At 39.0% G+C, this 25288-nt stretch carries 22 protein-coding genes and 1 riboswitch; of the genes, 9 read left to right on the top strand and 13 right to left on the bottom strand.

Annotated features, from left to right (window positions below):
• Positions 1–187 precede the first annotated feature (187 nt).
• Both FCJ93_RS22155 and FCJ93_RS22150 read left to right on the top strand, forming a co-directional pair.
• A complete protein-coding gene (locus tag FCJ93_RS22155; protein ID WP_137744746.1) occupies positions 188–886 on the top strand; it encodes a LytR/AlgR family response regulator transcription factor in 699 nt (232 codons plus the stop codon).
• A gap of 11 nt (positions 887–897) precedes the next feature.
• Positions 898–1857, top strand: coding sequence for a sensor histidine kinase (locus FCJ93_RS22150; protein WP_235879569.1), 960 nt, complete (start codon positions 898–900; stop codon positions 1855–1857).
• A 1114-nt stretch (positions 1858–2971) separates the two neighbouring features.
• Here the strand turns inward: FCJ93_RS22150 and FCJ93_RS22145 are convergent.
• The 5 genes from FCJ93_RS22145 to FCJ93_RS22125 all read right to left on the bottom strand — a co-directional run bounded on the left by FCJ93_RS22145 (position 2972) and on the right by FCJ93_RS22125 (position 9491).
• Positions 2972–3904: an SDR family NAD(P)-dependent oxidoreductase gene (locus FCJ93_RS22145; protein WP_137744745.1), complete on the bottom strand. Its 933-nt coding sequence runs from the start codon at positions 3902–3904 to the stop codon at positions 2972–2974.
• Positions 3905–3952: 48 nt separating this feature from the next.
• Positions 3953–4522 (bottom strand): TetR/AcrR family transcriptional regulator, encoded by a 570-nt coding sequence (locus tag FCJ93_RS22140; RefSeq protein ID WP_095309495.1) that lies wholly within the window; start codon positions 4520–4522, stop codon positions 3953–3955.
• A 490-nt stretch (positions 4523–5012) separates the two neighbouring features.
• Positions 5013–5795: a TerC family protein gene (locus FCJ93_RS22135; RefSeq protein WP_095309497.1), complete on the bottom strand. Its 783-nt coding sequence runs from the start codon at positions 5793–5795 to the stop codon at positions 5013–5015.
• 527 nt (positions 5796–6322) lie between these two features.
• Positions 6323–7468 carry a trans-sulfuration enzyme family protein gene (locus tag FCJ93_RS22130; protein WP_235879568.1) on the bottom strand — a complete coding sequence of 382 codons (1146 nt, stop codon included), beginning with the start codon at positions 7466–7468 and terminating at the stop codon, positions 6323–6325.
• A gap of 520 nt (positions 7469–7988) precedes the next feature.
• A complete protein-coding gene (locus FCJ93_RS22125; RefSeq protein WP_095309504.1) occupies positions 7989–9491 on the bottom strand; it encodes a DHA2 family efflux MFS transporter permease subunit in 1503 nt (500 codons plus the stop codon).
• A 188-nt stretch (positions 9492–9679) separates the two neighbouring features.
• Here FCJ93_RS22125 and FCJ93_RS22120 point away from each other — a divergent pair, with 188 nt between their 5' ends.
• The 3 genes from FCJ93_RS22120 to FCJ93_RS22110 all read left to right on the top strand — a co-directional run bounded on the left by FCJ93_RS22120 (position 9680) and on the right by FCJ93_RS22110 (position 12486).
• The gene (locus FCJ93_RS22120; protein ID WP_095309505.1) at positions 9680–10570 is read left to right on the top strand and encodes a TetR/AcrR family transcriptional regulator; all 891 of its coding nucleotides are present in this window, start codon (positions 9680–9682) and stop codon (positions 10568–10570) included.
• 117 nt (positions 10571–10687) lie between these two features.
• Positions 10688–10760: riboswitch (glycine riboswitch) on the top strand.
• 73 nt (positions 10761–10833) lie between these two features.
• A complete protein-coding gene (locus FCJ93_RS22115) occupies positions 10834–11109 on the top strand; it encodes an ACT domain-containing protein (protein WP_095309507.1) in 276 nt (91 codons plus the stop codon).
• Between the two features lie 15 nt (positions 11110–11124).
• Positions 11125–12486, top strand: a complete 1362-nt coding sequence (locus tag FCJ93_RS22110) for a PFL family protein (RefSeq protein ID WP_137744744.1) — start codon at positions 11125–11127, stop codon at positions 12484–12486.
• 90 nt (positions 12487–12576) lie between these two features.
• Here FCJ93_RS22110 and FCJ93_RS22105 read toward each other — a convergent pair whose 3' ends face one another.
• From FCJ93_RS22105 to glsA, 7 genes are all read right to left on the bottom strand, one after another.
• A complete protein-coding gene (locus tag FCJ93_RS22105; protein WP_137744743.1) occupies positions 12577–13428 on the bottom strand; it encodes an MBL fold metallo-hydrolase in 852 nt (283 codons plus the stop codon).
• A 93-nt stretch (positions 13429–13521) separates the two neighbouring features.
• Entirely contained in the window at positions 13522–14433 is a 912-nt protein-coding gene (locus FCJ93_RS22100) for a glycine betaine ABC transporter substrate-binding protein (RefSeq protein WP_095309513.1), read from the bottom strand.
• 14 nt (positions 14434–14447) lie between these two features.
• The gene (locus FCJ93_RS22095) at positions 14448–15281 is read right to left on the bottom strand and encodes an ABC transporter permease (RefSeq protein WP_095309515.1); all 834 of its coding nucleotides are present in this window, start codon (positions 15279–15281) and stop codon (positions 14448–14450) included.
• A complete protein-coding gene (gene proV / locus FCJ93_RS22090) occupies positions 15282–16490 on the bottom strand; it encodes a glycine betaine/L-proline ABC transporter ATP-binding protein ProV (RefSeq protein ID WP_095309516.1) in 1209 nt (402 codons plus the stop codon). It lies immediately after the preceding gene.
• 390 nt (positions 16491–16880) lie between these two features.
• Positions 16881–17630, bottom strand: a complete 750-nt coding sequence (locus FCJ93_RS22085; RefSeq protein ID WP_137744742.1) for an ABC transporter permease — start codon at positions 17628–17630, stop codon at positions 16881–16883.
• A complete protein-coding gene (locus tag FCJ93_RS22080; protein WP_137744741.1) occupies positions 17627–18364 on the bottom strand; it encodes an ABC transporter ATP-binding protein in 738 nt (245 codons plus the stop codon). Before FCJ93_RS22080 ends, FCJ93_RS22085 begins: the two co-directional genes overlap by 4 nt.
• 252 nt (positions 18365–18616) lie before the next feature.
• Positions 18617–19546: a glutaminase A gene (glsA, locus tag FCJ93_RS22075; RefSeq protein WP_211344146.1), complete on the bottom strand. Its 930-nt coding sequence runs from the start codon at positions 19544–19546 to the stop codon at positions 18617–18619.
• 187 nt (positions 19547–19733) lie between these two features.
• Here glsA and FCJ93_RS22070 point away from each other — a divergent pair, with 187 nt between their 5' ends.
• The 3 genes from FCJ93_RS22070 (at position 19734) to FCJ93_RS22060 (ending at position 22496) form a co-directional block, all read left to right on the top strand.
• Positions 19734–20636: an ABC transporter permease subunit gene (locus FCJ93_RS22070; RefSeq protein ID WP_137744740.1), complete on the top strand. Its 903-nt coding sequence runs from the start codon at positions 19734–19736 to the stop codon at positions 20634–20636.
• Complete coding sequence (locus tag FCJ93_RS22065) at positions 20633–21532, top strand: peptide ABC transporter permease (protein ID WP_137744739.1); 900 nt, start codon at positions 20633–20635, stop codon at positions 21530–21532. The genes FCJ93_RS22070 and FCJ93_RS22065 overlap by 4 nt, the downstream gene beginning before the upstream one ends.
• 337 nt (positions 21533–21869) lie before the next feature.
• A complete protein-coding gene (locus FCJ93_RS22060) occupies positions 21870–22496 on the top strand; it encodes a class I SAM-dependent methyltransferase (protein WP_137744738.1) in 627 nt (208 codons plus the stop codon).
• 193 nt (positions 22497–22689) lie between these two features.
• Here the strand turns inward: FCJ93_RS22060 and FCJ93_RS22055 are convergent, their stop codons facing one another.
• The gene (locus FCJ93_RS22055) at positions 22690–23112 is read right to left on the bottom strand and encodes a hypothetical protein (RefSeq protein WP_095309528.1); all 423 of its coding nucleotides are present in this window, start codon (positions 23110–23112) and stop codon (positions 22690–22692) included.
• Between the two features lie 287 nt (positions 23113–23399).
• On the opposite strand from FCJ93_RS22055, the gene FCJ93_RS22050 reads away from it, so the two are divergent.
• Positions 23400–25217 (top strand): methyl-accepting chemotaxis protein, encoded by a 1818-nt coding sequence (locus FCJ93_RS22050; protein ID WP_137744737.1) that lies wholly within the window; start codon positions 23400–23402, stop codon positions 25215–25217.
• Positions 25218–25288: the final 71 nt, after the last annotated feature.

Genomic DNA, 25288 nt, shown 5'->3' with positions numbered 1-25288 from the left:
TCTTCCACCTCATTTGTGTCATTTCTTGTGTTTATCATACAAACAAAATGAAATGAAATCTTCACTTATGTCGTGAATATTCCATTTCATGTCGTAAATAGGTCATTTTTTCATCTTTTGATGGTAAAATGGAAAGAAAAGTATTCGAAAATTGTCATTTCAAGAAAATTGCAGCGAGGCGAAATAAATGAGAATTGGTCTTGTAGATGATCGTCCAATTGATTTGGATAAATTAAAGGGTATTATAGATGGAATATCAGGAATAGAAATTGTTTTTGCCACTCTTTCTGCTGAAGAGGCCTATGAACAAATTAAAAAAGAAACGATTGACTTATTGATTGCTGATATTGAAATGCCCAGTCTTTCAGGCTATGAGCTAGCAGATATTATCCATTCACACGCGCTTAATATAGCCGTTATTTTTGTAACGGGAAACAGCGGTTATGCTGTTCATGCATTTGAATTAAATGTCCATGACTATATTATGAAGCCTTATTCGAAAGAACGGCTCATCCACTCAGTTGAACGTTTATTAGAAAAGACAAAATCAACAGATATTGCTGGAAGGCTTTATATAAAGAGGAAAAATGACATCCATATCATTCAAAAGAAAGATATCGTTTTTATCGAACGTTCTGGACGTTCAACAACAATTTTTACAAATTCGGGTCCAATTAAAACGTATCAAACTTTAAATGAATTAGAAGGGGAATTACGGGAAAGAGACTTTATCCGTTCACATCGCTCTTTCATCATCAATATTCATTACGTTAAAAACTTTTCCTTATATGCAAAAAACTCCTATATTGTAACTTTCGAAGGAATAGAGGAACAAGCTATGATCACAAAGGAAAAGGTTGACTTTTTACAAGAGAATTATTTTTAGAGGTGAAACAGTTGAAAATCAAGCTTTATTGGGGGATGCTCTTCTTGTTTGGAGTACTTCATCTCTTCATTGTATCGGGAGCACTCATCCCTGCATTCATCATCGCAGCCCTATTTACCTTCATATTACAGAAGAAAATGATCATCCGTATCTTCTCTCTCGACAACACGGTGAATGGCCTTTTACTAATCATCCAAATCGTGCTTTTTTTATTGCAACTACAAGAAGCCTCCATTTGGGTACATATGATCTTACTGCTCAGCTGTATAATCATCGAATATATTCGTCTTAAGCTGTCGCATATATTCTTTTTCATGAAAAAAGAAATTGCTGGATTTGAAGAATATCGGCACCAATTAAACGAGACCTTTCGCATCGTTAGAAGCGAACGTCATGACTTTCTAAAACATATTTCTGCCCTCCATTATTTGCTGGAGAAAGAGCAAAATAACGAGGCGAGAGTTTATTTAACAAACTTAGTAGATGGATATGAAGAAACAAATCTTTCTATTAAAGGCGAACAGGGCAGCGTCGCAGGGATTCTTCATCAAATGTATCAAAGAGCAAAATCTGCCAATATTGAGGTTGTTTATGACCTTGAAGTTCCGCTATCTTCCCTTCCCCTTGCCGACAAGGAGATTGTCACATTAGTGGGAAATCTTTTAGCAAATAGCATTGAGGCCAGTGAAGAATGGCAAACAGCACGCGGAAAGCAAGCCAATATAACACTGCAGTTTTACAAAAAAAGCGGTCTATTCCTTTTAATTTGCAAAAATAATAGCTTGCCAATTCCTGTCTCCATCCTCGATCAGCTCTATGATTCTTATGGGCATACGACAAAAGGAGATGGCCATGAGGGACTCGGCACAAAGCTCATCCAAAACATTGTTCAAGACCATCAAGGCTTTCTCGATTTTACCCATAAGAATGAAGAATTTCACGTAAAAATTAAAATCCCCGCGATTCGATAAAAAAACAGTGGCTCTCATGTATTTGGCATGGGAGCCACTGTTCTTATTTCAGAAGGCTGTATTTGTCGTCTCGGATTGCTCCACTTGGAGTGGTCTATGAGGACATGCTTGGCTTTGTTTTCGCTATGCTTTGTCCTCATGAGCCCTTTATGAGGACACACTTTGCCTTTTTTGGCTGTTCTTTGTCCTCATGAACCCTTTATGTGGACACCATTTGCTTTGGTTGGCTGTTCTTTGTCCTCATGAACCCTTTATGGGGACACCATTTGCCTTTTTTGGCTGTTCTTTGTCCCCATGAGCGCTTTATGTGGACACCATTTGCTCTTTTTGGGCTTTCTTTGTCCTCATGAACCCTTTATGTGGACATCATTTGCTTTGTTTAGCTGTTCTCTGTCCCCATGAACTCCTTATGTGGACACCATTTGCCTTTTTTGACTGTTCTCTGCCCCCATGAACTCCTTATGTGGACACCATTTGCTCTTTTTGGGCTTTCTCTGTCCTCATGAGCCTTCTATGAGGACACCATTTGCTTTGTTTGACTGTTCTCTGTCCTCATGAGCCTTCTATGAGGACACACTTTGCCTTTTTTGGCTGTTCTTTGTCCTCATGAACCCTTTATGTGGACACCATTTGCCTTTTTAGCTGTTCTCTGTCCTCATGAGCCCTTTATGTGGACACACTTTGCTCTTTTTGGGCTTTCTCTGTCCTCATGAGCCCTTTATGTGGACATCATTTGCTTTGTTTAGCTGTTCTCTGTCCCCATGAACTCCTTATGTGGACACCATTTGCCTTTTTTGGCTGTTCTTTGTCCTCATGAACCCCTTATGAGGACACACTTTCCTTTGTTTTAACTGTTCTTTGTCCTCATGAACCTTCTATGAGGACACCATTTGCCTTTTTTGGCTGTTCTCTGTCCCCATGAACCCCTTATGAGGACACACTTTCCTTCGTTTTGACGATCTCTGTCCAAATGAACCCTTTATTGGGACAAACTTACTCTGAACTGAGCTTTCTTTGTGCCTATGACCCCTCTAAAAAAACATACTGCGCGAGTTTTGTCTCCACCAAGCCATGATAGTAGTGATGCGCTAATAAAAAGAGGAGTTGCACCGTTCTATTGCTTTCTCATGTATTCAATTGTCCGCCTTAGTCCTTCTTGGTAGGACGTGCGCGGAACTTCATCAAACATTTGTTCATATTTAGAGCCGTCAAGCACAACTGGTTCTTCATTTAAGTAAAACATTTCCACTACTTCTCGCATGAATCGATTAAAGAGGCCAAGGAATTTAATCATATTTTTTGAAACTGTGGAAACACCTTTTTCATAGCCAGTTAATTCCCGCAAAATCGCAATGATTTTCTTTCCAGATATCGTTCCGTAGGCTGGAATATTCCAATTTTGACCATAGCTTCTCTCATCGAAAGCTAAATTCACAATTGCTTTGGCGCCGTCAGGGGTAAAAATAAATTCCCTTCTAATATTTTGATCACCGACATAGAGGGCTCTTTTTCCTTTTACAACACTATCAAGTGTATAATGCAACAGCGTATTTTGTGCGTTAGGGCCATAAAAATCGGGAAAGTGAGCAATTAGGGCATCCACTTCTGATTGTTTAATTAAATTTTCCACATTTAAGCGCACTCGTCCTTTTTGCGTATGGGGATTTTTCGGGAAATTTTCATTTACCTTTTCTCCAGCACTGCGCCCATATGCATATATATTATCTACGCAAGCAAGCTTTGCCCCACAATCTTTAGCAGCCAGAATAATATTTTTCATAAATAGCTCCAGCTTTTCTTCCCATTCAGGATATGGAATATTAGCCGATTGAAAAATGACATCCACATCCTTCGCTGCCCTCTTGATATCTTCTACCTCAAAAATGTCGCCTGCAAAAAAATGCAAATTTGGAACGTCACCAAAAAGGGATTCAAGTTTACTTTTTGTTCTCGCAAATGCAGTGACCTCTACTCCCCGTGCTATTAATTCGTTAACAATCGAAAATCCCATTCCACCTGATGCTCCTAAAACAAGTGCCTTTTTCATTCTTCTTCCTCCCTTTATTGACCACTGGTTAAATACATTTAAAAAAAATTAGTGAATGGCTCTTAACAGAAAATTTGCATGAGCCTCGGCCAAGCCCTTCACCTCTTCAAATCCGACAACATGACGGCAATAGTGCGTCACAAAGCCGTGTAATGAAAGAAAAATGAACCATACATCTTGGATTGAAACATTCTTTCCACATAAAGAATAAACACTTTTCGCAAATTTTTCATACGTATGGTTCGGTTCCTCATTAATAAAGTTTCTTACCTCTTCATCTTTGATTAGAAACATTATTTCATAATGGCTTTGATAAGTTAGCCCAAATTTGATAAAGCCAATAAAAATCTCCTTTAATTTCTCACCAGGTTCCATCTCTTTTTTCATGATCTGATCTAATACTGTATTTAACATGGAAAAATGATTTTCTACTAGCGCATAAAAAAGCTCTGCCTTATTTTTAAAATGATAATAAAGCGCTCCATGACTGTACCCTAATTCCTTCGCAATTTGTCGCATTGATACATGCTGGTAGCCTTTTTCAGAAAAGAGATCTCTTGCTGCATCCATAATCATTTCTTTTGTCAATTCTTGTTGTACAGTCCTTCTCGGTGTCATATTGCCCTCCTAACTAATCTTTTAATAATTACAGTTTAAAATATATTTAACCACCGGTCAATTAAAACAAAGAAAAAAGCAGAAATTTTTCAATTTATTCCTGCTTTTCTCCTTTCAATACGATAACCTTGCTTGCACCGCTCGTTAACATCCTCGACTACAAAAAGATGGTTTTCTGGCTTTCTCCACGGTCCGGAATATAACAGAGCTGTCCATCACTTAAAGAATCTAGCTCCATTTCAGTACCTGCAAAAAATGCATTTAAACTAATAAGTATAGCAAGAATAAAGAATTCAACACCTTAGAAAGTCATCTACCAAATTGATTAGCCTATATGAATCAAAGCAGAATGAGCTTTTTCACCTTCTACTTAAATAGCCTCTTCATTAAGCTGATCGACGGCTTGCGTTCAATCTTTAAACTCCGGCACTCTCTTATTACTGTACCCTGACCTTCAAGGGGTTGTTATGTTACATTGCTTAAAGGATATTTACACTCTAGTTGTTTGCTTCTCGACATCTTCATGATCTTTAGATAAAAACCATCCTGCTGCCGCAATTCCAATTAAAACAGTATAGAAGATCAGCTTCCATAATGTCGAGTGAGCGAACTCATATGGGATGACTGCAATATCTGGATGCGCTAATGTTAATACAACCAGTTTTACCCCAACCCAGCCGACAATGGCAAATGCAGCCAACTCAAGACCTGGTCTTGCATGAAGGAGCTTCACAAATAAATTTGCTGCGTATCTCATAATGATGACTCCGATTAAACCTCCGGCAAAAATAACTAAAAATTTTCCTCCATCCATTCCGCCAATGTGAGGAAGGTTTGTGTTTGGCAGCGTCATTGCCAAAGCAACTGCTGCCAAAATAGAATCAATCGCAAAAGCAATATCCGCAAGCTCTACTTTGAAAACTGTCATCCAAAATCCAGACTGCTTTTTGGGCTGTTTTTCCTCTTTCTCTTCTTCATAATTTTTCTTCACAAACTTTCGTACGATGTGATTGATCGAGATGAATAATAGGTAGAGGGCACCGATAGCCTGAACTTGCCAAACATCAACAAGAAAGGAAATGACAAACAAAGAAACAAAACGAAAAACAAACGCACCCGCCAACCCATAAAATAAAGCCTTTCTTCTTTCATCTTCTGGGAGATGCTTTACCATTATCGCCAGCACAAGTGCATTATCTGCAGCTAACAGGCCTTCTAAAGCAATAAGCAAAAGCAACACCCAACCATATTCTAATAAAATTGAAATATCCATGTTAATTCTCCTCCTAGTTCGTATCATTATCTTTTTATCTTTTCCAAAAATCGCTTAAATCACATTGCCTTCACCTTCCTTATTCTCACTAAATAGAAAAGGCCTTTACCGATATCGGTAAAGGCCTAAAAACAAACAAAAAGACCTTTACCAGTGGTAAAGGTCTTGCTAACTGTCGGTTTTAACGATTATGACAAACCAGTCGCCAACAAAGCCGAGAGACAAATATCTCCGAAATGACGACTTTGTTGTTAAAGCTACTCCCCTTTAGGAGAACGATATTTGATTATATATTTACTATAATCGATCACTAAAACATTCGTCAATCATTATTTCGTTGTTTTAAACAAAATAATACAATTGTCCTCCATAAATAGTGTGATGGTGATGCTATTTTCTATAGGAGGAATTACGATGGAAAACAACCGTGATCGACGAGCGGTCGAAAAGCAATCAAATTGCTGATTTTGTTGGCAGTGTAACCCTTCGAAGGCTTGCTCTATCCTATTTGGAAGAACAAAGATATCTTATTCATTCAGCGCATTATTTAGAGCTTCTGTGAAAACGTTAATAATATCAGCCGGATGCTCGATGCCAACGGATATTCTCACTAACTCCATTGTAATTCCTAGAGCTTCGCTTCGTTCAGGTGGCAAAGCTCGATGAGACGTCTTTAATGGATGAGAGACCGTCGTTTCAACTCCCGCTAGAGTTGGGGCAATTTTTATCCATGCTAACGATTTGAAAAAAGTATCCACATCTACCTTTTCCCCCAACTTTATTGTGACAATAGCACCAAAGCCATCGTTGGTTTGTTCAAACGGGTAATAGACCTTTTCAATATTTTGATTATCGAGCAACGCCTTGGCCAATTGTTTTGCATTTTCTGATTGGCATTTCATCCTCAGCGCCAATGTTTTGAGGCCGCGGCTTGTCAACCATGCTTCAAAAGGACTGACATTAGCGCCGAGATTCACAACCTTGGCTCTTGCCTTGGCAATTAAATCCTCTCTTCCTACTAACACTCCTGCAGTCACATCACTATGACCGCCGATGTATTTGGTTGCACTATGAACAACTAAATCGATCCCGATAGTATAAGGATTGCTGTGAAAAGGGGTCGCAAAAGTATTATCTACAAGTGTTTGTAAGTTATGTTTTTTTGCAAGCGTCACCACTTGATGCAAATCTTCTACTCTCAACAATGGATTGGTAATAGACTCTGTATATAAAAGCTTTGTATTTGGTTGAATGGCTCTCTCAACTTCTTGATAATCTGAAAAGGAAACAAATGTTGTTTCGATCCCAAGGTTTTGAAGCTCTTCTTTTAACAAAAAGAAGCTTCCTCCATATAAATCATCTGCAGCAACAATATGTTCCCCACTTTTCACAACAGCAAGAACCCCTGCTAAAATCGCTGATAACCCGGATGATGTGGCAATGCCAGCTGGAGCACCTTCAATTGCAGCCACCGCTGCTCCTAGTTCATCTGGATTTGGATTACCTGTACGTGAATACAAGTAATTTCCTTTCCCTTGATAATAATCTTCAAGCTCCTCCAAATCAGTAAACACAAAGGCAGAAGTTTGATAAATAGGGGTTACTTTACTCTTTATCGGTTTCTTATCCTCTCGATTTGGATGCAATAGGATCGTTTCAAACTTCTTTTCCAAAATATTCACCTTCTCCTTTAAATTCCATAGATTGATCATTAGATCAAACCTTTTGGAATTGCAAGCAAATATTTTTAGATAAGCTCGTGAACATCTTTATTTTGAATCGTCATTTTAAAAATTCGGTCGTATAAAATGGCAGAATAACGGTAGCTCTTAAGGCAATCCAAATCCTATAACTTTCAAGTAAATGAATCACTTGAGCATGATCAAATTCAAACTGGTATCCGATCCCTCCTAATATGAAAGCAGCTGGGAGAATAACTGAGCGGTAATTTTTTACTGTTTATATCACAATCGCATTAAATTTTTTAGTCCCGTGAGCCTTTGGTTTATGATAAACAGCAAACCAATGCCTATCGTGCGCCATTTTTAAAAGAAGAAGCATAGTCGTGCTTGTGACTATGGCACTTTCTCGTCCCTCGAAATGTTTGTCGGTGCGCAACAAAAATAAGGCTGCAGACAAACCTGATCTTCCCGTTTATCTACAGCCGTATCTCTTGATATAAATTAAGTTTGCTTAGTTGCCAACAAGTTTCGATTTTACTTGCGGTTTTGCTGTTTCTTGTTGGGGATCTTCCGATTCTGTTGAACGTTTAATAAAAAATGCTAGGATAAATGCCAATATCGTAATGATCGAAGCTATGAAAAAGGCATCATTAATCCCTTCTAACATCGCTTGCGCTTCAATTTGTAATTTCATTGCCTCTGTCGGCTGTGTCGTTAATGATTTCGCAATTTCTGTTGCATGTGTTTCAGTGCGGGTTGACATAACAGTGACTAACAGAGCCGTACCAATCGCACCTGACACTTGGTTAAGAGTATTGTTCATTGCCGTACCGTGCGGATAGAATCGTTTTGGCAATTGATTTAATCCGTTAGTGGAAACAGGCATCATGACCATCGACATGCCTAACATGCGAATCGCATGTAAAATCATGAGATGAGTATAACCTGTTTCAAACGTAAGTTTACTAAATAAAAAGGTTGTTACGATCATAATGCTCAACCCAATTATTGCTAAAATCTTTCCGCCAAATTTATCAAATAGTCTTCCTGTAACTGGTGACATCAATGCCATTGCTAACGCCCCCGGCAACATTAATAAGCCGGCATCCATTGGCGATATCCCACGCAATGTTTGGACATAAATGGGAAGCAAGAGCATTCCTGAAAACATTGCCATGTTGACAACCATCGTAATTGATGAAGAAAGGGCAAACATCGGGTATTTAAAGACATGGAAGTTCAACATTGGTCGCTCTAATTTTGCTTGGCGAAGAATAAACCACACTAATGTAACGACCCCTACTGTAATCGCGCCATATACGTGGATACTATCCCAGCCTTTATTTCCTGCTGAACTAAATCCATATAAAACTCCACCAAAGCCTAAGCTTGATAAAATTAATGAAAATAGGTCAAGGTGAAGATTTGATTTTTCCTTTTTATCCTTCAATAAGAAAAAGCCAAGAATGAAAATTGCTGCAGCTATTGGCGTAATGAAATGGAAAAGCATTCTCCAATCATAGTGCTCAATAATCCACCCTGATAATGTTGGACCAATTGCAGGTGCAGCCATAAGGATCAATCCAAACATCCCCATTGCTGTTCCCCTTTTTTCAACGGGGAAGCTTACTAGCATCACATTCATCAAGAGCGGCATCATCACCGCTGAACCTGAAGCTTGCAGCATCCGTCCCGCCAGCAAAAGCGGAAATGCATGAGCCATTCCTGCTACTACTGTGCCAATAGTAAATAAACCCATCGCCACTAAAAACAAACGGCGAACACTATATTTTTCAATTAAAAAAGCGGAAGTTGGAATTAATACTCCGTTAACGAGCATAAACCCTGTCGTCAACCATTGTACGGTTGACGGACCCACTTTCAATTCTCCCATAATGGATGGCAATGCAATATTTAATAACGTATTATTTAAAAACGCAATAAATGCACCAACCATTAAGATCGCAATGATGCCATATGGTGGACGACTAGACTTTCCAATCGTGTTATCCATTGTGTTTCCCCCTTAGACGTATAGTACATTATATTATACTCAGATTTCACATAAGACTTATCATATACCAGCCGTTCAAAAAAAGCAATTGAAAAAAACCAGTTTTTTTACCACATTGAGGAATTAATCAAAATCATGTACTATCGAATTAGACATTTGGTACAATCTCTCTATTAAAGGTGATGAATATGAAAGACAGAAAACAGCATGTGATTAAAATGGCGCATCAACTATTTATCGATAAAGGCTTTCAAGCAACCTCTATTCAAGACATCCTCGATTATAGCGGCATTGCTAAAGGAACCTTTTATAACTATTTTTCATCTAAAAATGAATTATTAATCGCTCTTTTCACAACCCTTTATAAACAGATGGAAAAAGAACGAAACGAATTGCTAATCGGACAAGATCCTTCAGATATAGAAATTTTTATAAAACAAATGGAGCTGCAGCTCGAAATGAATCGTTCCAATAATTTAACAGCCCTTTTTGAAGAAGTTTACGTTTCTAATGATGAGGAGCTTAAACAATTTATTAAAATTGGCTCCTTTAAAAGCTTACGTTGGTTATTTGAACGATTTGTAGCGATTTTTGGCGAGGATAAAAAGCCATATTTATTAGATTGTGCCAGCATGTTTATGGGCATTTTAAGCCATATGCTGAAAAATTATTCGATTGCTGTAAAATCTCCACGTGCGATCCATCTCGTAGTCCGCTACAGCGTCAACAGGATTGCTAAAATTATTGAAGAGGTCTCCCACTCTGGCGAACAGCTCCTTAAACCAGAACTTCTAGACGCGTGGAGCCCGAACGGAAAAAAGAATAATCAAGCCTTTCAACAAGCTTTGCATCGCATCATCCTTAGCTTAAAAAAGCCATTTACTCAAAATATTGGTTCAAAGAAACAGCTCGAGTTACTTGATTTCATTTATGAAGAATTAATCAATAGACAAGAGCCCCGTCTTTCTCTAATTGAAAGTGTCCTTGATACGCTAAAAAAGGATCCGCAATTAAAAAACACAACGGGTATGCAAAAGCTTGAAAAGTTCATTAATGAATATGTAAAAAATGAGAAATAAAGATTTTTTCATTGATTTCTTGGCAAGACATTGTTATATTTTAAAAATAATTTCATATTGAATCATTTTTAAAATTGATTCACTTTAGCGATGAATGTTATGGGTAACACTATAACAGGAGCAGCTTCTGGAGAGACCCTTGCGGCGCCGAAGGATTCACAATCTCAGGCAAAAGGACAGAAGAGTAACATTTGTTATTCTACGTCTAATGGAGATTGGGAAACCAGTCTCTTTTTTTAATACTATTTTTTGAGGTGATTTAGTTGGAACAAAAAAGAGCCATCGTCAGTGTAATTGGAAAGGATCAGGTAGGAATAATTGCAAAAGTTACGACGATCTTAGCTGAAGAAACAATTAATATTCTCGATATTAGTCAAACTATCTTACAAGATTTTTTTACAATGATGATGATCATTGATGTGACAAAATATGAGGATTTGGAAGCTTTACAACAAAAGCTTGCCGATTTAGGGGAAGCTCTCGGATTAACGATCAATGTCCAGCTCGAAGACATTTTTCAGGCCATGCACCGAGTGTAAGAGAGGAGAACGAACATGAATTTTGCCGTTAATGAAATGATGGAAACAATCAGAATGGTGCAGATGGAAAATCTTGATATCCGCACAGTGACGATGGGTATTAGCTTGCGAGATTGCGCAGATTCTAATTTTGAGCAAATGAATAAAAAGGTTTATGAGAAGATTACCTACTATGCAAAGGATTTAAAAATCACTGCTGAGAAGGTAGAGCGAGAATTCGGAATTCCGATTATCAATAAACGGATTTCGATTACGCCGATTGCGGAAATTCTTGGTCATGCTTCCGTTGAACAAGCTGTCGAACTCGCAAAAACGTTAGATAAAGCAGCGATCGTTCTTGGCGTTGACTTTATTGGTGGCTATTCAGCTCTCATTCATAAGGGCATTTCCGTCGGTGAACAAACGCTGCTGGATGCTCTGCCCGACGCCTTAAGTGGTACTGAAAGAGTATGCGCCTCCGTTTCAGTAGGAACGACACGCGCTGGCATCAATATGAACGCTGTTCGCAAGATGGGAGAAATTATTAAAGAGGCAGCGGAAAAAAGCAAGGAGCAAAATGGTCTTGCCTGTGCAAAACTCGTTGTGTTTTGTAATCCTGTTGAGGATAATCCTTTTATGGCTGGCGCCTTTCACGGTGCAGGTGAAGGAGATGTTGTCTTGAACGTGGGAGTGAGTGGTCCAGGTGTTGTATTAAGTGCATTGAAACGATACCCTCATGCAGACCTTGGTGAAGTAAGTGACATCATTAAGAAAACTGCATTCAAAATAACTCGTGCAGGTGAACTTATTGGTCGTGTCGTTGCCGAAAGGCTTGGCGTTCCATTTGGAATCATGGATCTCTCCCTCGCCCCAACCAATGCGATGAATGATAGTGTCGCGGAAATTCTGGAGGAAATTGGCTTGGAACGAGTTGGCACGCACGGAACCATCGCAGCTCTTGCATTAATGAATGATGCCGTTAAAAAAGGTGGCGCGATGGCCAGTTCCTATGTTGGTGGCTTAAGTGGCGCATTTATCCCTGTTAGTGAGGATAACGGAATGATTCGTGGGATTCTGGATGATGCCCTATCGTTATCAAAGCTCGAAGCGATGACTTGCGTCTGCTCCGTTGGCCTCGATATGATTGCATTAACAGGGGATGCTACTCCGGCTACATTAGCAGGGATTATTGCCGATGAAGCTGCAATTGGAATGATAAATAAAAAGACAACGGCTGTTCGAATCATCCCCGTTCCCGGCATGAAAGAAGGGGATATGGTCGAATTTGGCGGATTATTAGGACGAGCCCCTGTCATGGGAGTAAACCCTTATAGTTCTGAAAAGATGATCAATCGTGGCGGACGCATTCCTGCTCCGTTACAGTCGTTAATTAATTAGTCAATGAGGCGGATTTTATCCGCCTCATTTTTAACGAGTTTATGCGTTTCACCAATATCGACTTTTTGCTCATCTTATTTTGCATAAAAACTAATGTACATCTCTATCAACATATTTTCCATAGTCCGGAAGAGCAATTTGCTCAAATTCTTGCACCAATTTCGTTAGACTTTTAGTTAAAAGTTCTCCGGACATCGGTAGTCCATGCCCTGTCACCGCAACAGTTGGATTTAATCCATGCAACCGTGTCACTGATTCCTTTGCTGCTTTCCAGTCATTCGTAAAATATCGTGGTGGTCCGCTAATTTCTTGTTCTTGCGTCATGACTTTATATAAATATTCCTGTTTCACCGTCACAAAGGCGTCTCCAACAATTAATGCCCGATCCGAGTCTCGAAAAAGTGAGACGTGACCAGGCGTATGTCCAGGTGTGTGTATCCATTTAAATCCTGGCATAAATGGTACTGTACCATCATTTGGTAGCTTTTGGACATGCTTCCCTAAATTTACTGGTTCATTTGGAAAGAATTTCGACATCTTCGCTACCATTCCACCTTCCACTGTTGGATCCGGTTCAGGGTAACTCTTTTCTCCCGATAAAAATGGCAGTTCTAGTTCATGTCCATAGACGGGAACATTCCAATGTTCAATTAGTTCAATAATACTTCCAACATGATCAAAATGCCCATGAGTTAATAGTATTGCTTTTGGGCGACTCCCAATTCCGAAGCGCTTCTCAATTACTGCAATGATCTCCTCCGACGCTCCGGGCATTCCTGCATCTACTAAAACAAATGCGTCAGCAGTGCCGACTAGAATGATGTTTACAATTTGAATCGTATGTGAATACAAATCGGGTAATACTTCTATTCCAATTCCGCTTCCTATCGAAGTGGCGGGAATAAATGTGTAGTCACTACCGTAATTCATTTCTTTGTCCACTAAAATACCTCCTAGTATGTCTCAGCTAGCATTATTTTCCCCCTTCAATAAAAAAATGATGCCCAGAGAATTCTGAGCATCATTTTTTTATTCTTATAAATCTTCAATTGAATCTGCTTCAACATAAGTAGGTACGACAAGACCAATTGCTGCACCTTCAAGGTTTGGACCTAAGTCTACCAGCTTATCTCCGTACTCTTCCATGTACGATGCATGTGTTCCTGGTAACCATGCTGCTACCATTCCATCTGCATCTCCTTCAGCAACTGCCGCAAACATTGGACCTGCATCTAGTTGTAGAAGATCGACATCATAGCCGATGCTTTCTAATACTTTCCCCACAACATTTGTACTTGCAATTTCAGAATCCCAAGCGACATAAGCAAGCTTGATTTTTTCGCCGTCAACTTCTTCTGCACCATTTGTCCATTCAGCCACTTTATCTGAATTTTCTTCTACCCATGCAGCAGCCGCTTCAGCGGGATCAGCACCTTCTTGAATTTCAACCATGACATTTGCCATATCATCTGGAGTCCAGAAAAATTGGTCTAAAACAGTGTAAGCACTTGGCTGTTCTTCTTGCAATCCTTCACGTACTAACGTTTGAATTACTTCAGCTTCACCATACACACCTTTCGGATCCTCTAAATATTTCAAATCAAACTTCGCGAATTTCCAGTGCGGCGTCCATCCAGTGACAATAATTGGTTCTTTCTTGTCATAAGCTTTTTGAAGCTCTGAAGCCATAGCAGCTGAAGAAGATTCAACAAGAGACCAGTCCGCTAAATTTTCATATTCTTCTAGCGCAGTCTCTGTCGCTTGCATGATTCCTGCACCAGGCTCAATTCCAATAATTTTATAATCTACTTGCTCGCCGATTCCTTCATTACCGCCGTCAGCCGATTCTCCATCTCCACTTTTGCTACCTTCATCATTTCCACCACAAGCCGCAAGCAGCATTGTGAACAAAAGCGCCAATGCTAATAAAAACTTCTTTTTAAACATCAATATGTCTCCCCCTATTTTTGTTTTTTCATTCCTATATTTTGAGAAATCCGGTCTAATACAATCGCTAAAATGACGATCGCCAGACCAGCTTCAAAACCAATTCCTACCTTGATTTGAGTAACAGCTCGATACACATCGGCACCTAAACCTGGTGCTCCAACTAGGGACGCAATGACAACCATTGAAAGTGACAGCATCACACTTTGGTTGACTCCTGCCATAATGGTTGGTGTCGCTAAAGGAAGCTGTACTTTAAATAATTTTTGTTTCGTAGTTGAACCAAATGCATTTGCTGCCTCAATTAAATCCTCTGGCACTTGACGAATCCCTAAGTTCGTTAAGCGGATCGTCGGAGGCATCGCAAAAATAACCGACGCAATAATTCCTGGAACCATCCCAATGCCAAAGAAAAGAATGGCTGGAATTAAATATACAAACGCAGGCATCGTCTGCATGAAATCTAGTATTGGTGTAATAATATTTCGGGCTGTATCATTTTGGGAAATCCAAATGCCGATTGGAACCCCAATTATAATGGAAATAACGACTGAGGTTAGCACAAGCGCTAAAGTGTCGATGGTCCCATCCCAGTATCCCAAGTTATAGATTAATAAAAGTCCAACTGCTGTAAATACAGCATTTGTCCACTTGCTGACCCATAACATAAGTGCTGTAAATAGGATAATAAGAATAGCAGCAGGAACAGATGATAATATCCAAACAATAAATTCAACAAAGCCGCCGATTCCATCTCTTATTAAATCAAATAGGGGCTCTAATTGTACTTGTAAAAAATCAACAAATGTATCGACCCAATCGCCGAGTGGTATTTTTGGTAAGGTCACTTATTTCACCTCATTTCCGTTTAATTGAATATCGTCTCCTGCAAGTGCAGCCAAAATAGCACCGCGAACGATGATTCCTTTTAAACGCTCTTCTTCATCAATTACCGCAACGGGCAATGAGGCGGTAGCCACCTGTTCAAACATATCGGAAATCAATGTATCAGGTGTGACTGTTTGTAAATCGCGAATCATAATATCTTCGATTTTTTGATTTTTTTTCAATGCATCGGCTGCATCTTGAGCTGTAATCGCTCCGACAAGCTTTTGCTTTTTATCAACAATATAGAGACTAGAGATTCCCGCATCCTTCATAATTTGTAAAGCGACTCTTAATCCTCGATCGGCAAGGATTTTTTCTGGACGTTTCATGACGTGCGCTGCTGTTAATACTTTGGATAAGTCAACATCCTCAACAAATCGCTCTACATAATCGTTTGCTGGATTCATAAGGATTTCTTCGGGCGTTCCCACTTGAACAATGGAGCCATCTTTCATTAATGCGATTCTATCTCCGATGCGCAATGCTTCGTCTAAATCATGGGTAATAAAAATAATGGTCTTTTCCATTTTTTCTTGCAGTTCAAGCAACTCATTTTGCATATCTTTTCGAATTAACGGATCGAGAGCACTAAATGCCTCATCCATAAGCAAAACATCAGGATCATTCGCAAGAGCACGGGCCAAACCTACCCGCTGCTGCATTCCTCCACTAAGCTCACTAGGGTAACTGTTTTCATAGCCTTCGAGACCTACGAGCTTTAATGCTTCCAACGCCTTTTCCCTTTGCTGTTTTCGATCTGATCCTTTAACTTCCAAACCGTACTCTGTATTACTTAAAACCGTACGATGTGGAAATAGGGCAAACCTCTGAAAGACCATACTTATTTTTGAACGTCGTACTTCTCTTAATTCATTCGGCTTCATCTTGACAATATCTTGTCCATCTATAAGCACTTGACCATCGGTAGGATCAATTAATCGATTGAACATTCGGACTAATGTTGATTTCCCACTTCCCGACAGGCCCATTATCACAAATATCTCTCCGCTCCTCACTTCGAAGCTCGCCTTATTGACCCCCACAGTCATTCCGGTTTTTTCAAGTATTTGCTTTTTACTAAGACCTTCATTTAGCATTTTTACTCCTTGCTGAGGAGATTTACCGAAGACCTTCGTCACATTCCGGACTTCTATTTTTGCATCACTCATTATTTCACCTCTATTAACTTTCTAAGGCAACAGCACGACATTTTTTGAAATTTTATCCATGGTTATTAATTATACTCTTCTATAACTTTATGAACAAACTCGAAAAACAGCTTTATTCTGTTAAAAACGTATGTTCAGAAATAACTGTACAAAGTTAAGTGGAGTATCCTTATAAATCATCCATATTCCTCCCAGATACTCCCGGATGCTAGAAGTTCATAGAGAAAAAGCCCGCCACATCAAGCATTTGGATGCATGGGCTTTTAATATTAGGCTTTGTTAAACAATCTTGTTGATAAAACGATTTTAACTCATTTCGTGTGCCCCCTTTCACCTATGCTGAAAGGTCCTCTAATGCCATGAAAAAAATCAACATACCAAAGCCTTATATTAAAATACTTCAAGCTGCTGTTCTTTATTAAATAGGCTAGGATAGATTAAAAAACCTAAAATGATCGCTGTTAAAGTCGCTGCCGACATAATTAAGAAGACAATTAATAATTGAAATTTGACTGCCTGTATGGGGTCAGCGCCGGCAATAATTTGACCGGTCATCATTCCTGGGAGCTGGACAAGACCGATCGTTTTTTGTCCTTCAATTGTCGGGATTAAGCTTGCACGAATCGATTGCTTCAAAATTGGGAAAATCGATTGCTTAACGCTGCCTCCCAACGATAGAACTAAATCGATTTCCTCTCTTCTCATTTCTATTTCTGCTTTTAGCCGATTTAGAAAAAGATTCGCTATAATCATTGAATTGCCAATGATCATGCCACTGATGGAAATAATATATTGCGGTTCTGCAGGAACAATTTTTAATCCTAATAAAAAGCCTTGCGTGATAATCTCCACAACCGCGATCGTCAAGAAGATCTTCCAAAATGCATATGGGATTTCCCTCCCACGTTTAGCCGCATTTTTGGCGGCGACTAGAATCATGATTAAAAGCATTAGAATGATGACAAAAGGATGATCAAAACCGAAGACAAATTTTAAAATATAGCCGACGATAAATAATTGAATGGTTGCACGAACGCAAGTAATGATAATATCTTTTCCTAGGCCTAGTTTAAAAGCATTAGATAAAAAAAGAGCGAGAATAACAAAGACAAAACTAAAAATAATTGCTGTTAAATTCATAAGCTACTCCTCAATAAATTTAAAAAGTCCTTTGTACGCTCATCCTGTGGCTCAGAAAAAAATTGTTTTGTTGGTGCACCTTCAACAAGTTGACCATCTTTAATCAACCATGTTTCATCTCCGACTCTTTCTGCCTGAGACAAATCATGCGTGACCCAAAGAATCGTAACAGAACGCTCTTTGTTTATCCGTTGAATCAGCTCCTCTATACCTTGAGAAGCTTTAGTATCAAGAGCGGAAGTTACTTCATCTAATAGTAGAACAGAGGAGTTGTTCACCAATGTTCGGGCAAGCGATAAACGTTGCCTCTGCCCTCCTGAAAGCTCCTTTGCCTCTCTCGATAGCAGTTCCGCTGATAAACCAACATACTCCAAATAGGTTTCCGGATTTTCTAACGTCTCTCCACGAAGCTTCAATGGCAAGGATAAGTTTTCAAGAACGGTTCCTTTTGTCATAGGCGCCGACTGAAAAGCAATCCCCACATAACGCCGAAGTTCCTGAACATTCCATTTTCTAACTTCCTGCTTATTCACATAAATCTCGCCATCATCCGGAGTTTGTAATAAATTACATAGGGACAGTATCGTACTTTTCCCTGATCCTGATGGCCCAACTATCGTAAGCAGAGTGCCTTTTTCAATCTTGGCACTGATCCCATTTAATACCGGAACCTTTTTGGAGCCATCAGCAAATGCTTTTCTTATATTATGTAGCTCGATTTCCGTGTTTTTCATACCCACTTCTCTCTCTTTACTATTGTTGGCTTTGAATAAAACGATTTTGGGCTCCTTTCGTGTGAAACCTTGGTTTCACATGTCTTTCAGTTATGCTGAAAGGTTAAGAAAATGAGTCATTGTCACAAAGCCATTTTTTTAGGTGGCTCTAACATTCATTTTACCATTTCACCTCCAAAACATAGCATATTTCTTCTATAAATATATCAGGAGATTGAATGACATTCCCATTTCCGTTTTAAGTTCAATTGCCTAAAACATGCTCAAGCGATAATTTTCTGATAAAAGCTCAAGCAGCTTGATTCCAGCAATACTATTTCCAGTTTCATCAAGAGCCGGTCCGAATATGCCAATCCCGTATTTTCCAGGCACAGCCCCCATAATGCCACCAGCCACACCGCTTTTTGCTGGTATTCCGATCTTTATGGCAAATTCCCCTGAAGCATTATACATTCCACAAGTAACCATAAACGTTTTACAAATTCGCGCAACTGCAGAGGGCATTAACTGTTTTCCAGTGTCTGGATCTTTCCCATCCATCGCAAAAACAAGACCAATCCTCGCCAAGTCAAGGCAATTCATTTCAATTGCGCATTGTTTCGTATACAAATCAATTAATGGTTCAACCTCTTCTTGAATAACTCCATGCTCTTTCAAAAAATAACATAAAGCACGATTTAAATGGGCGGTTTCATATTCAGACTTTGCTACTTCCTTGCAATAATTCACTTCTGAATCGGCGGATAAAGTTTGAATAAATGATATTAGACGATTCAATCTCTCATCGACAGAATTTCCTTCAATCATGTGGGTTACAACCAATGCTCCTGCATTAATCATCGGATTAAGCGGCTTAGCAACAGCCATCGTTTCCAGCTTTGCAATCGAATTAAAGGGATCTCCCGTCGGCTCCATCCCCACCCTTTCAAAAACATCTTCTTTTCCCTGTTCCATTAATACTAGGGCAAGACTAATAACCTTTGAAATGCTTTGTAGCGTAAACTTCTTCTCTATATCTCCTGCTGAAACACATTCTCCATTAGGAGAATGGATCGCAATTGATAAATCATGTGGATTCGCAAGACCGAGGGCAGGTATATAATCCGCCACTTTTCCAGCCTTTGTCCATTTCCGTGCTTCTTCTACCATCAGTTTCAATTGTTCATCAGACCTACATATCATTGACATCACCAATTTTAGTATGAGCCCATTAGCATAGCTGTATGTGGGATAATTTGACTAAAATTGTGTTTTTATGAGAAAATCAACTAAACTGAATTTTCTAAAATCAAACCATTTTCAAATACTTTATAGAGTCTTTCTCATTTTCATATGTAGAAGACAATCATACTTTAAAAAGGAGGTTCTCATGGCTTGGGATTTCATTAAGAGCTTACTCGTTTTTCTAATCATTATATTTGCGTTTGTGCTTCTCTTATTGCTGCCAAGAGAGATGGATATCACGCATCATGGAGGACTCGTATTCACTGCAGATTTTCCATTCACATTCGATTTGTATAAGGAGAAGATTGCTGCTTTCGTTGAGCATTTTCGTATGGAAAAGGGCTTCGGAAATAACAGTATGGGCGTACCGATTTTGGAAGAAGTTCAAAAACTATTACTGCGCGATTTTACAATTATCGTACCCGCATTGCTTTTAAGTATGGGGGCTGGTACTTTACTAGGAATCGTACAATTTTATTTTCGCGATAAAATTATCGGGAAAGTCCAGGCTTTTTTTTCATGGATCTTTTCTTCCATTCCTGATTTTTTTCTTTTTATTGCCCTCCAATATTTATTGATTAAGTTATTTTACATAGGTGTTCCAAAATTCAGTTTGTATGGCAATGATCATTGGTATAACTTTCTTATTCCGATGATTGCCATTACTGTATTTCCAATGGTCCATATGGTGAAATTCACATCTGCTGCACTGGAAAATGAAATGGGCCAAGACTATTTGCGAACAGCTCGTTCCAAGGGCTTAACAACATTAAACATCCTCAAACATATGATTTGGAATTGCCTTTATTCGATTTTAAATCAAACTCAATTTGTCATGCTTTACCTGTTAACTAGTTTGCCAATCATGCAAAAGTTGGCCAGCTTCCAAGGAGCGGGCTACCATCTCTTGACTAGTATTCAAGAATTTGATGAACCTCGAGCCCTAGCCTTTATGCTGCCATACCTTTTGATGATGTTTGCAACAATTGTCCTATCCAAGCTATTGAAATATAAACTATTACCACAAAAAGCGGGAGCGTTACAATGACTGTTCTGAATTTTTGCAAAAAAAATCTGGTATTAACCATCGGAAGCATTATGCTATGTTTTCTCCTTTTTATGACCTTTTTCGGAGAATATTTACCATTTATTGATGGTGAACTGCAGGAAATTGATTATCTTTGGGACGAAAACAAAATTCCGGTCGCACCCCCTTATGAACCTTCAGCACAATTTCCATTGGGGACAGACCGTGACGGACGAGACATGCTGAGCTTAATTGTCATGGGCGCGAAAGAAACGCTGTTAATTATTCTCTCAATCACTTTGATTCGTTATCTATTAGCCATTCCCCTTGCCTATTTTGCTCATAGACAATGGCTTGGTGCGAATGCTTTGCTGAACGGGCTCAACGGCTTTCTCTCATATGTTCCGACCATTATTGTTGTCATTTTGCTCGTTACCATACCGCCACTTATTATGTCAGCATTTCGGCCATATTTCGTTGTGCTTATTATTGCAGCCATGGAGATTGGCAGGGTCGCAGACATGATCAAGTTGGAATTTCATCAAATTTCTAAAAAGGAATTCGTAACAAGTGGAAATTCTCTAGGTGTATCCCCTTTTAGGCTTTTTAAAAAATATTATCTGCCTTTTATTTATAGTAAATTATTGATTAGCATAGTGGGAGATTTAGGAAAAGTTATGTTCTTGCTTGGTCAATTAGGCTTCTTAGGGGTTTTTGTCGCACAAGTGTTTGTACAAGTAGATGCCGGGGTGTTTACTTTTGAGAATACATCGAATTCTTGGCCTACGTTCTTATCCAATGCATTTAAAGACATACGCGGCCCTGTGTGGATCGTTTTTTACCCTGCTCTAGCTATGACCTATGTTATTTTCACCTTTAATATGTTGGGACATGGTCTGCAAAAAATCTTCCGTTAATATCATGTCTCCTTTTTTCACAGCTGTGCTAAAACATCTCATTTAACACTGCCCCGATGAAACGTAGGGAAAACAAGCTTTCTCCTAGCATTTCATCGGGGCTGTTCCACCTTACTACACAGCTTTAAAGACATGAATTTCACGAAATGCGAAAAAATCATAGAACATGGCCTTTTCAAAGATCTTTTGATAGTGTAAACAAAAATGACTGAATACACTTGACAAGGCGCAGCGAGTTGAAGTTACTATTTTGCTAGAATTTCTATACGGATGTAGTATTCTTTGCTAAGATGGAGAGACTATTATAGAGAGAATTAAGCGAAAAGAGGCAGGAAGTATGAAATATACTGGAGAAAGAGTCATCCCAGAATTAATGAAGCAAATGAATGGTCTTTTGTTGGAGCATTTAGCAAGATACCATTTTTCGATTCATTATGCCAAGGGGCGCATTTTAGATTTCGCTTGTGGAAGCGGGTTTGGCAGCAACATCATGGCTGTGGCAGCAAAAAAGGCCATTGCAGAAGTAATCGCCGTCGATATTGACCCAGAAGCTATTGCCTATGCAAAGGGAAAATATTATCACCCGCTGATTTCCTTTCAAGTGGAAAATTGCGTAGATCCCTCTCTCCCAGAAAGATTTGGACAATTCGATTTGATCGTAAGCTTTGAAACTCTTGAACATGTGGATAACGAAGAAATATTCATGCGTAATATCTATCAAATGCTGAAACCTGGTGGGACAGCAGTTATTTCGACCCCTTTTGGCCAAGGACGGGGAATGCCGACAAGCGAACCCTTCCATGTCCATCAATTAACAGAAGGGGAATTTCAAAACCTCTTTACTTTATACGAAGAAGTGCAATTTTATTATCAAAAAGGCGTGCTAATTGAACCAGCACCTGGCCGGGAAGGCCGCCACTATCCAATCGGAATTGCCGTATGTAAAAAAGGCACAAAAGCATAGGACAGCTTGTTCATCGCCGTACAAGCTTAAAAGGTCTTTGAGAAAGGAAACTTGAATGACAATAGCAATTTCTTGGTTGACCTATTGTAAGGAGGACTGGCTGCTTGCGCTCGACAAAGATAATAGACACATTAAACGCAAATGAAATCCTACTTTTGCAACCCAATAAAAAAACTAGTCAATAAATCTCTGACTAGTTTCCATACAATTCTTTATAAGCAATAACCTTTAAGGCTAAAATCTCTTCTTCTGATAATTTGCTCTCCACTTCTTGAAGAATCTCTTCCTTGGAAGCAGATCCGTCCTGCACTTTGACACGAATCTCATTGAGGCTCGATAAACCGACCTTATTAACAAGAACTCTCGTTGCCTCCTCCTTCGTTGTGAAAGGCAGTTCCTTGGCATCAGCAGTACTTGCTTCTTCAATAAAAGATTTCAGCTCCGGATCGCCCTCGATCACTTCTTTTATATTGTCTATCTCTCCACTGTTCTCCAGCTCTGTAGTCACAACATCCATTAATTTTTCCGAAGCCATATTTGTACCTACATAGTAGACAGCGAAACCGGCTATTCCAAGTAACACGAGCGGGATCAACAAATACTTTATTAATTTCACTTACCAACACCCTTTCATAACCCCATCATACAACGAAATGACTCTATTTGTAAAAACTTATGATCAGTTGTTAAAACAAATTCCGAACTTTCGTACTATTTTATACTATAGAAATAGTTTTAATTTACTAGTAAAATAGTATAAGATAAAGTTACTATCTTTCAAATTTGGCAAACAATGTTAATATTCAGCTCATTTCATTTATTCTTTTAGCTGTTTACAAGAGAACATTGGAAACAACAGCATTTACATACCTTTAAAACTGAAAAAACATAGGGGGCACTTGAATGAAAAAGCAAATAATGAAAAAAGCAAAACTAAAAATGCCAAAGGTAAAGAAACCAAAGCTAAAACTGCCAGAAATGAAACAACTCAATTTGAAACTATCCGTTTCCAAGAAGATGTATATCGGATTTGCATCCGTCCTATTAATTATGGGAATTTTAGGCTTCGTTGCGATCAATTCAACGAATAACATCAGCAAAAGAAGCTCTGAAATTACCAATGTGTGGCTGCCGAGTGTTGAAGCTATCAATACCATTAACTACTTAACGGAACACCTTGCTTCCCTCGAATATAAATATGTTATTGAACCCGATGAAAAGAAGCTTACATTACTAATAGAAAAAATGGATGAAACCTTTGCAGAAATTGATCATGTTTTTGCAAATTACGAAGCTACCATTAACTCTGAAGAAGAGCGCCAACTTTTCGAGACTTTACTAGATAAATGGGCAAGATATCACGCCGTTCATGTAAAATTTATTGAACTAGGTACCGAAATGAATATTGTTCAAGGAACCGGTAACGTAAATGGCATTCGACTTCTATCAACGATCGGTGAAGCGGATAACATGTTCTCAAGCATCCAGTTTACCCTTGAAGAACTTGTTGCCTATAACCATGATAACGCTCTGGCTGCTAGCGATGTAGCAAATCAAGAAACGAGTCGCAGTATGTTTATAATTATTGCTTTCTTAATCGGTGGAGTAATCGTCGGCTTGTCTATTGCTTATCTTACTTCGCGAATGATTTCAAAACCATTGAAGTTTGTTACAGACAATGTGAAAGAGGTCGCAAAAGGAAACTTAACAATGGACCCGATAAAAATTAAAAACAAAGATGAAATTGGCGATCTTGCAGAGGCATTTAATGAAATGGGTACTAGTCTGGCAAATCTAATTCGTCAAGTAACCGTAACATCAGAAACTGTTGCTGCGTCCTCTGAGCAGCTATTGGCAAGCTCTGAACAAACCTCAAAAGCAACCGAACTAATCACGATTTCGATTCAGGAAGTTGCTGCTGGCTCTGAACATCAAGTTCAAAGTGCTGTCAATGGAAATCAATCGATGCAAGAAATTTCTAAAGGCATGGAGCAAGTCGCAGGGGCGATCCAAATTGTCTCCGATTTAAGCCTTTCAACCAATGAAAAAGCTGAAGCTGGAAATGTAGTCGTTTCTGAAACAGTCACACAAATGAATACTGTTCAAGAACAAGTCACAAAAATCGCAGACAATATTCAGGTTCTTGGCACTCGCTCCAAAGAAATTGGTCAAATTGTCGATTTAATCTCACAAGTATCCGAGCAAACCAATCTCCTTGCGTTAAATGCTGCTATTGAAGCAGCAAGAGCAGGAGAGCACGGAAAGGGATTTGCTGTTGTTGCAGATGAAGTCCGCAAATTAGCTGTGGAATCCAATAAAGCGACGGACAATATTCGCGCTCTTATTGGTCAAATTCAAAAAGAAATCAAAGAAGTCACCGTCTCCATGGATGAAGGCAAAAAATCGGTAAAATCAGGGATCGAAAAAGTCAATGAAACGGGCGTATCTTTCCACGAAATTACTGATATGATCTCAAGCATTAGCACTCAAGCTCAAGAGGTATCTGCCATTGTCGAGGAAGTCAATGCAAGTACTGAAGAAATGGTGCAAAAAATGTCAGAAATTACAACTGTTTCTCAGCAGGCTGCTGAAAACTCTCAACAAGTTGCAGCCTCTGCCGAAGAGCAAAACGCTTCTATGGAAGAAATTTCAGCATCTGCCCATACATTAAGCAGCATGGCACAAGAACTTCAGGAAAACGTCTCAAAATTTAAAGTATAGCAAACAATTATTTTAAAACCGATGACTCCCGAAAATTTTATTCAAAAAGCAAGTGGCGCAAGATTGAACTG

This window comes from Robertmurraya siralis (assembly GCF_005502275.1).
GTDB lineage: Bacteria > Bacillota > Bacilli > Bacillales > Cytobacillaceae > Robertmurraya > Robertmurraya siralis.
Note: the sequence above shows the minus strand (reverse complement) of the source record. Positions and strands in the feature narration are given on the sequence as shown.

Bases quoted from the DNA above. Each gene is read 5' to 3' on its own strand.
- FCJ93_RS22155 (WP_137744746.1), top strand. From the start codon at position 188: ATGAGAATTGGTCTTGTAGATGATCGTCCAATTGATTTGGATAAATTA.
- FCJ93_RS22145 (WP_137744745.1), bottom strand. From the start codon at position 3,904: ATGAAAAAGGCACTTGTTTTAGGAGCATCAGGTGGAATGGGATTTTCG.
- FCJ93_RS22140 (WP_095309495.1), bottom strand. From the start codon at position 4,522: ATGACACCGAGAAGGACTGTACAACAAGAATTGACAAAAGAAATGATT.
- FCJ93_RS22135 (WP_095309497.1), bottom strand. From the start codon at position 5,795: ATGGATATTTCAATTTTATTAGAATATGGTTGGGTGTTGCTTTTGCTT.
- FCJ93_RS22125 (WP_095309504.1), bottom strand. From the start codon at position 9,491: ATGGATAACACGATTGGAAAGTCTAGTCGTCCACCATATGGCATCATT.
- FCJ93_RS22120 (WP_095309505.1), top strand. From the start codon at position 9,680: ATGAAAGACAGAAAACAGCATGTGATTAAAATGGCGCATCAACTATTT.
- FCJ93_RS22110 (WP_137744744.1), top strand. From the start codon at position 11,125: ATGAATTTTGCCGTTAATGAAATGATGGAAACAATCAGAATGGTGCAG.
- FCJ93_RS22100 (WP_095309513.1), bottom strand. From the start codon at position 14,433: ATGTTTAAAAAGAAGTTTTTATTAGCATTGGCGCTTTTGTTCACAATG.
- proV (WP_095309516.1), bottom strand. From the start codon at position 16,490: ATGAGTGATGCAAAAATAGAAGTCCGGAATGTGACGAAGGTCTTCGGT.
- FCJ93_RS22085 (WP_137744742.1), bottom strand. From the start codon at position 17,630: ATGAATTTAACAGCAATTATTTTTAGTTTTGTCTTTGTTATTCTCGCT.
- FCJ93_RS22080 (WP_137744741.1), bottom strand. From the start codon at position 18,364: ATGAAAAACACGGAAATCGAGCTACATAATATAAGAAAAGCATTTGCT.
- glsA (WP_211344146.1), bottom strand. From the start codon at position 19,546: ATGATATGTAGGTCTGATGAACAATTGAAACTGATGGTAGAAGAAGCA.
- FCJ93_RS22070 (WP_137744740.1), top strand. From the start codon at position 19,734: ATGGCTTGGGATTTCATTAAGAGCTTACTCGTTTTTCTAATCATTATA.
- FCJ93_RS22065 (WP_137744739.1), top strand. From the start codon at position 20,633: ATGACTGTTCTGAATTTTTGCAAAAAAAATCTGGTATTAACCATCGGA.
- FCJ93_RS22060 (WP_137744738.1), top strand. From the start codon at position 21,870: ATGAAATATACTGGAGAAAGAGTCATCCCAGAATTAATGAAGCAAATG.
- FCJ93_RS22050 (WP_137744737.1), top strand. From the start codon at position 23,400: ATGAAAAAGCAAATAATGAAAAAAGCAAAACTAAAAATGCCAAAGGTA.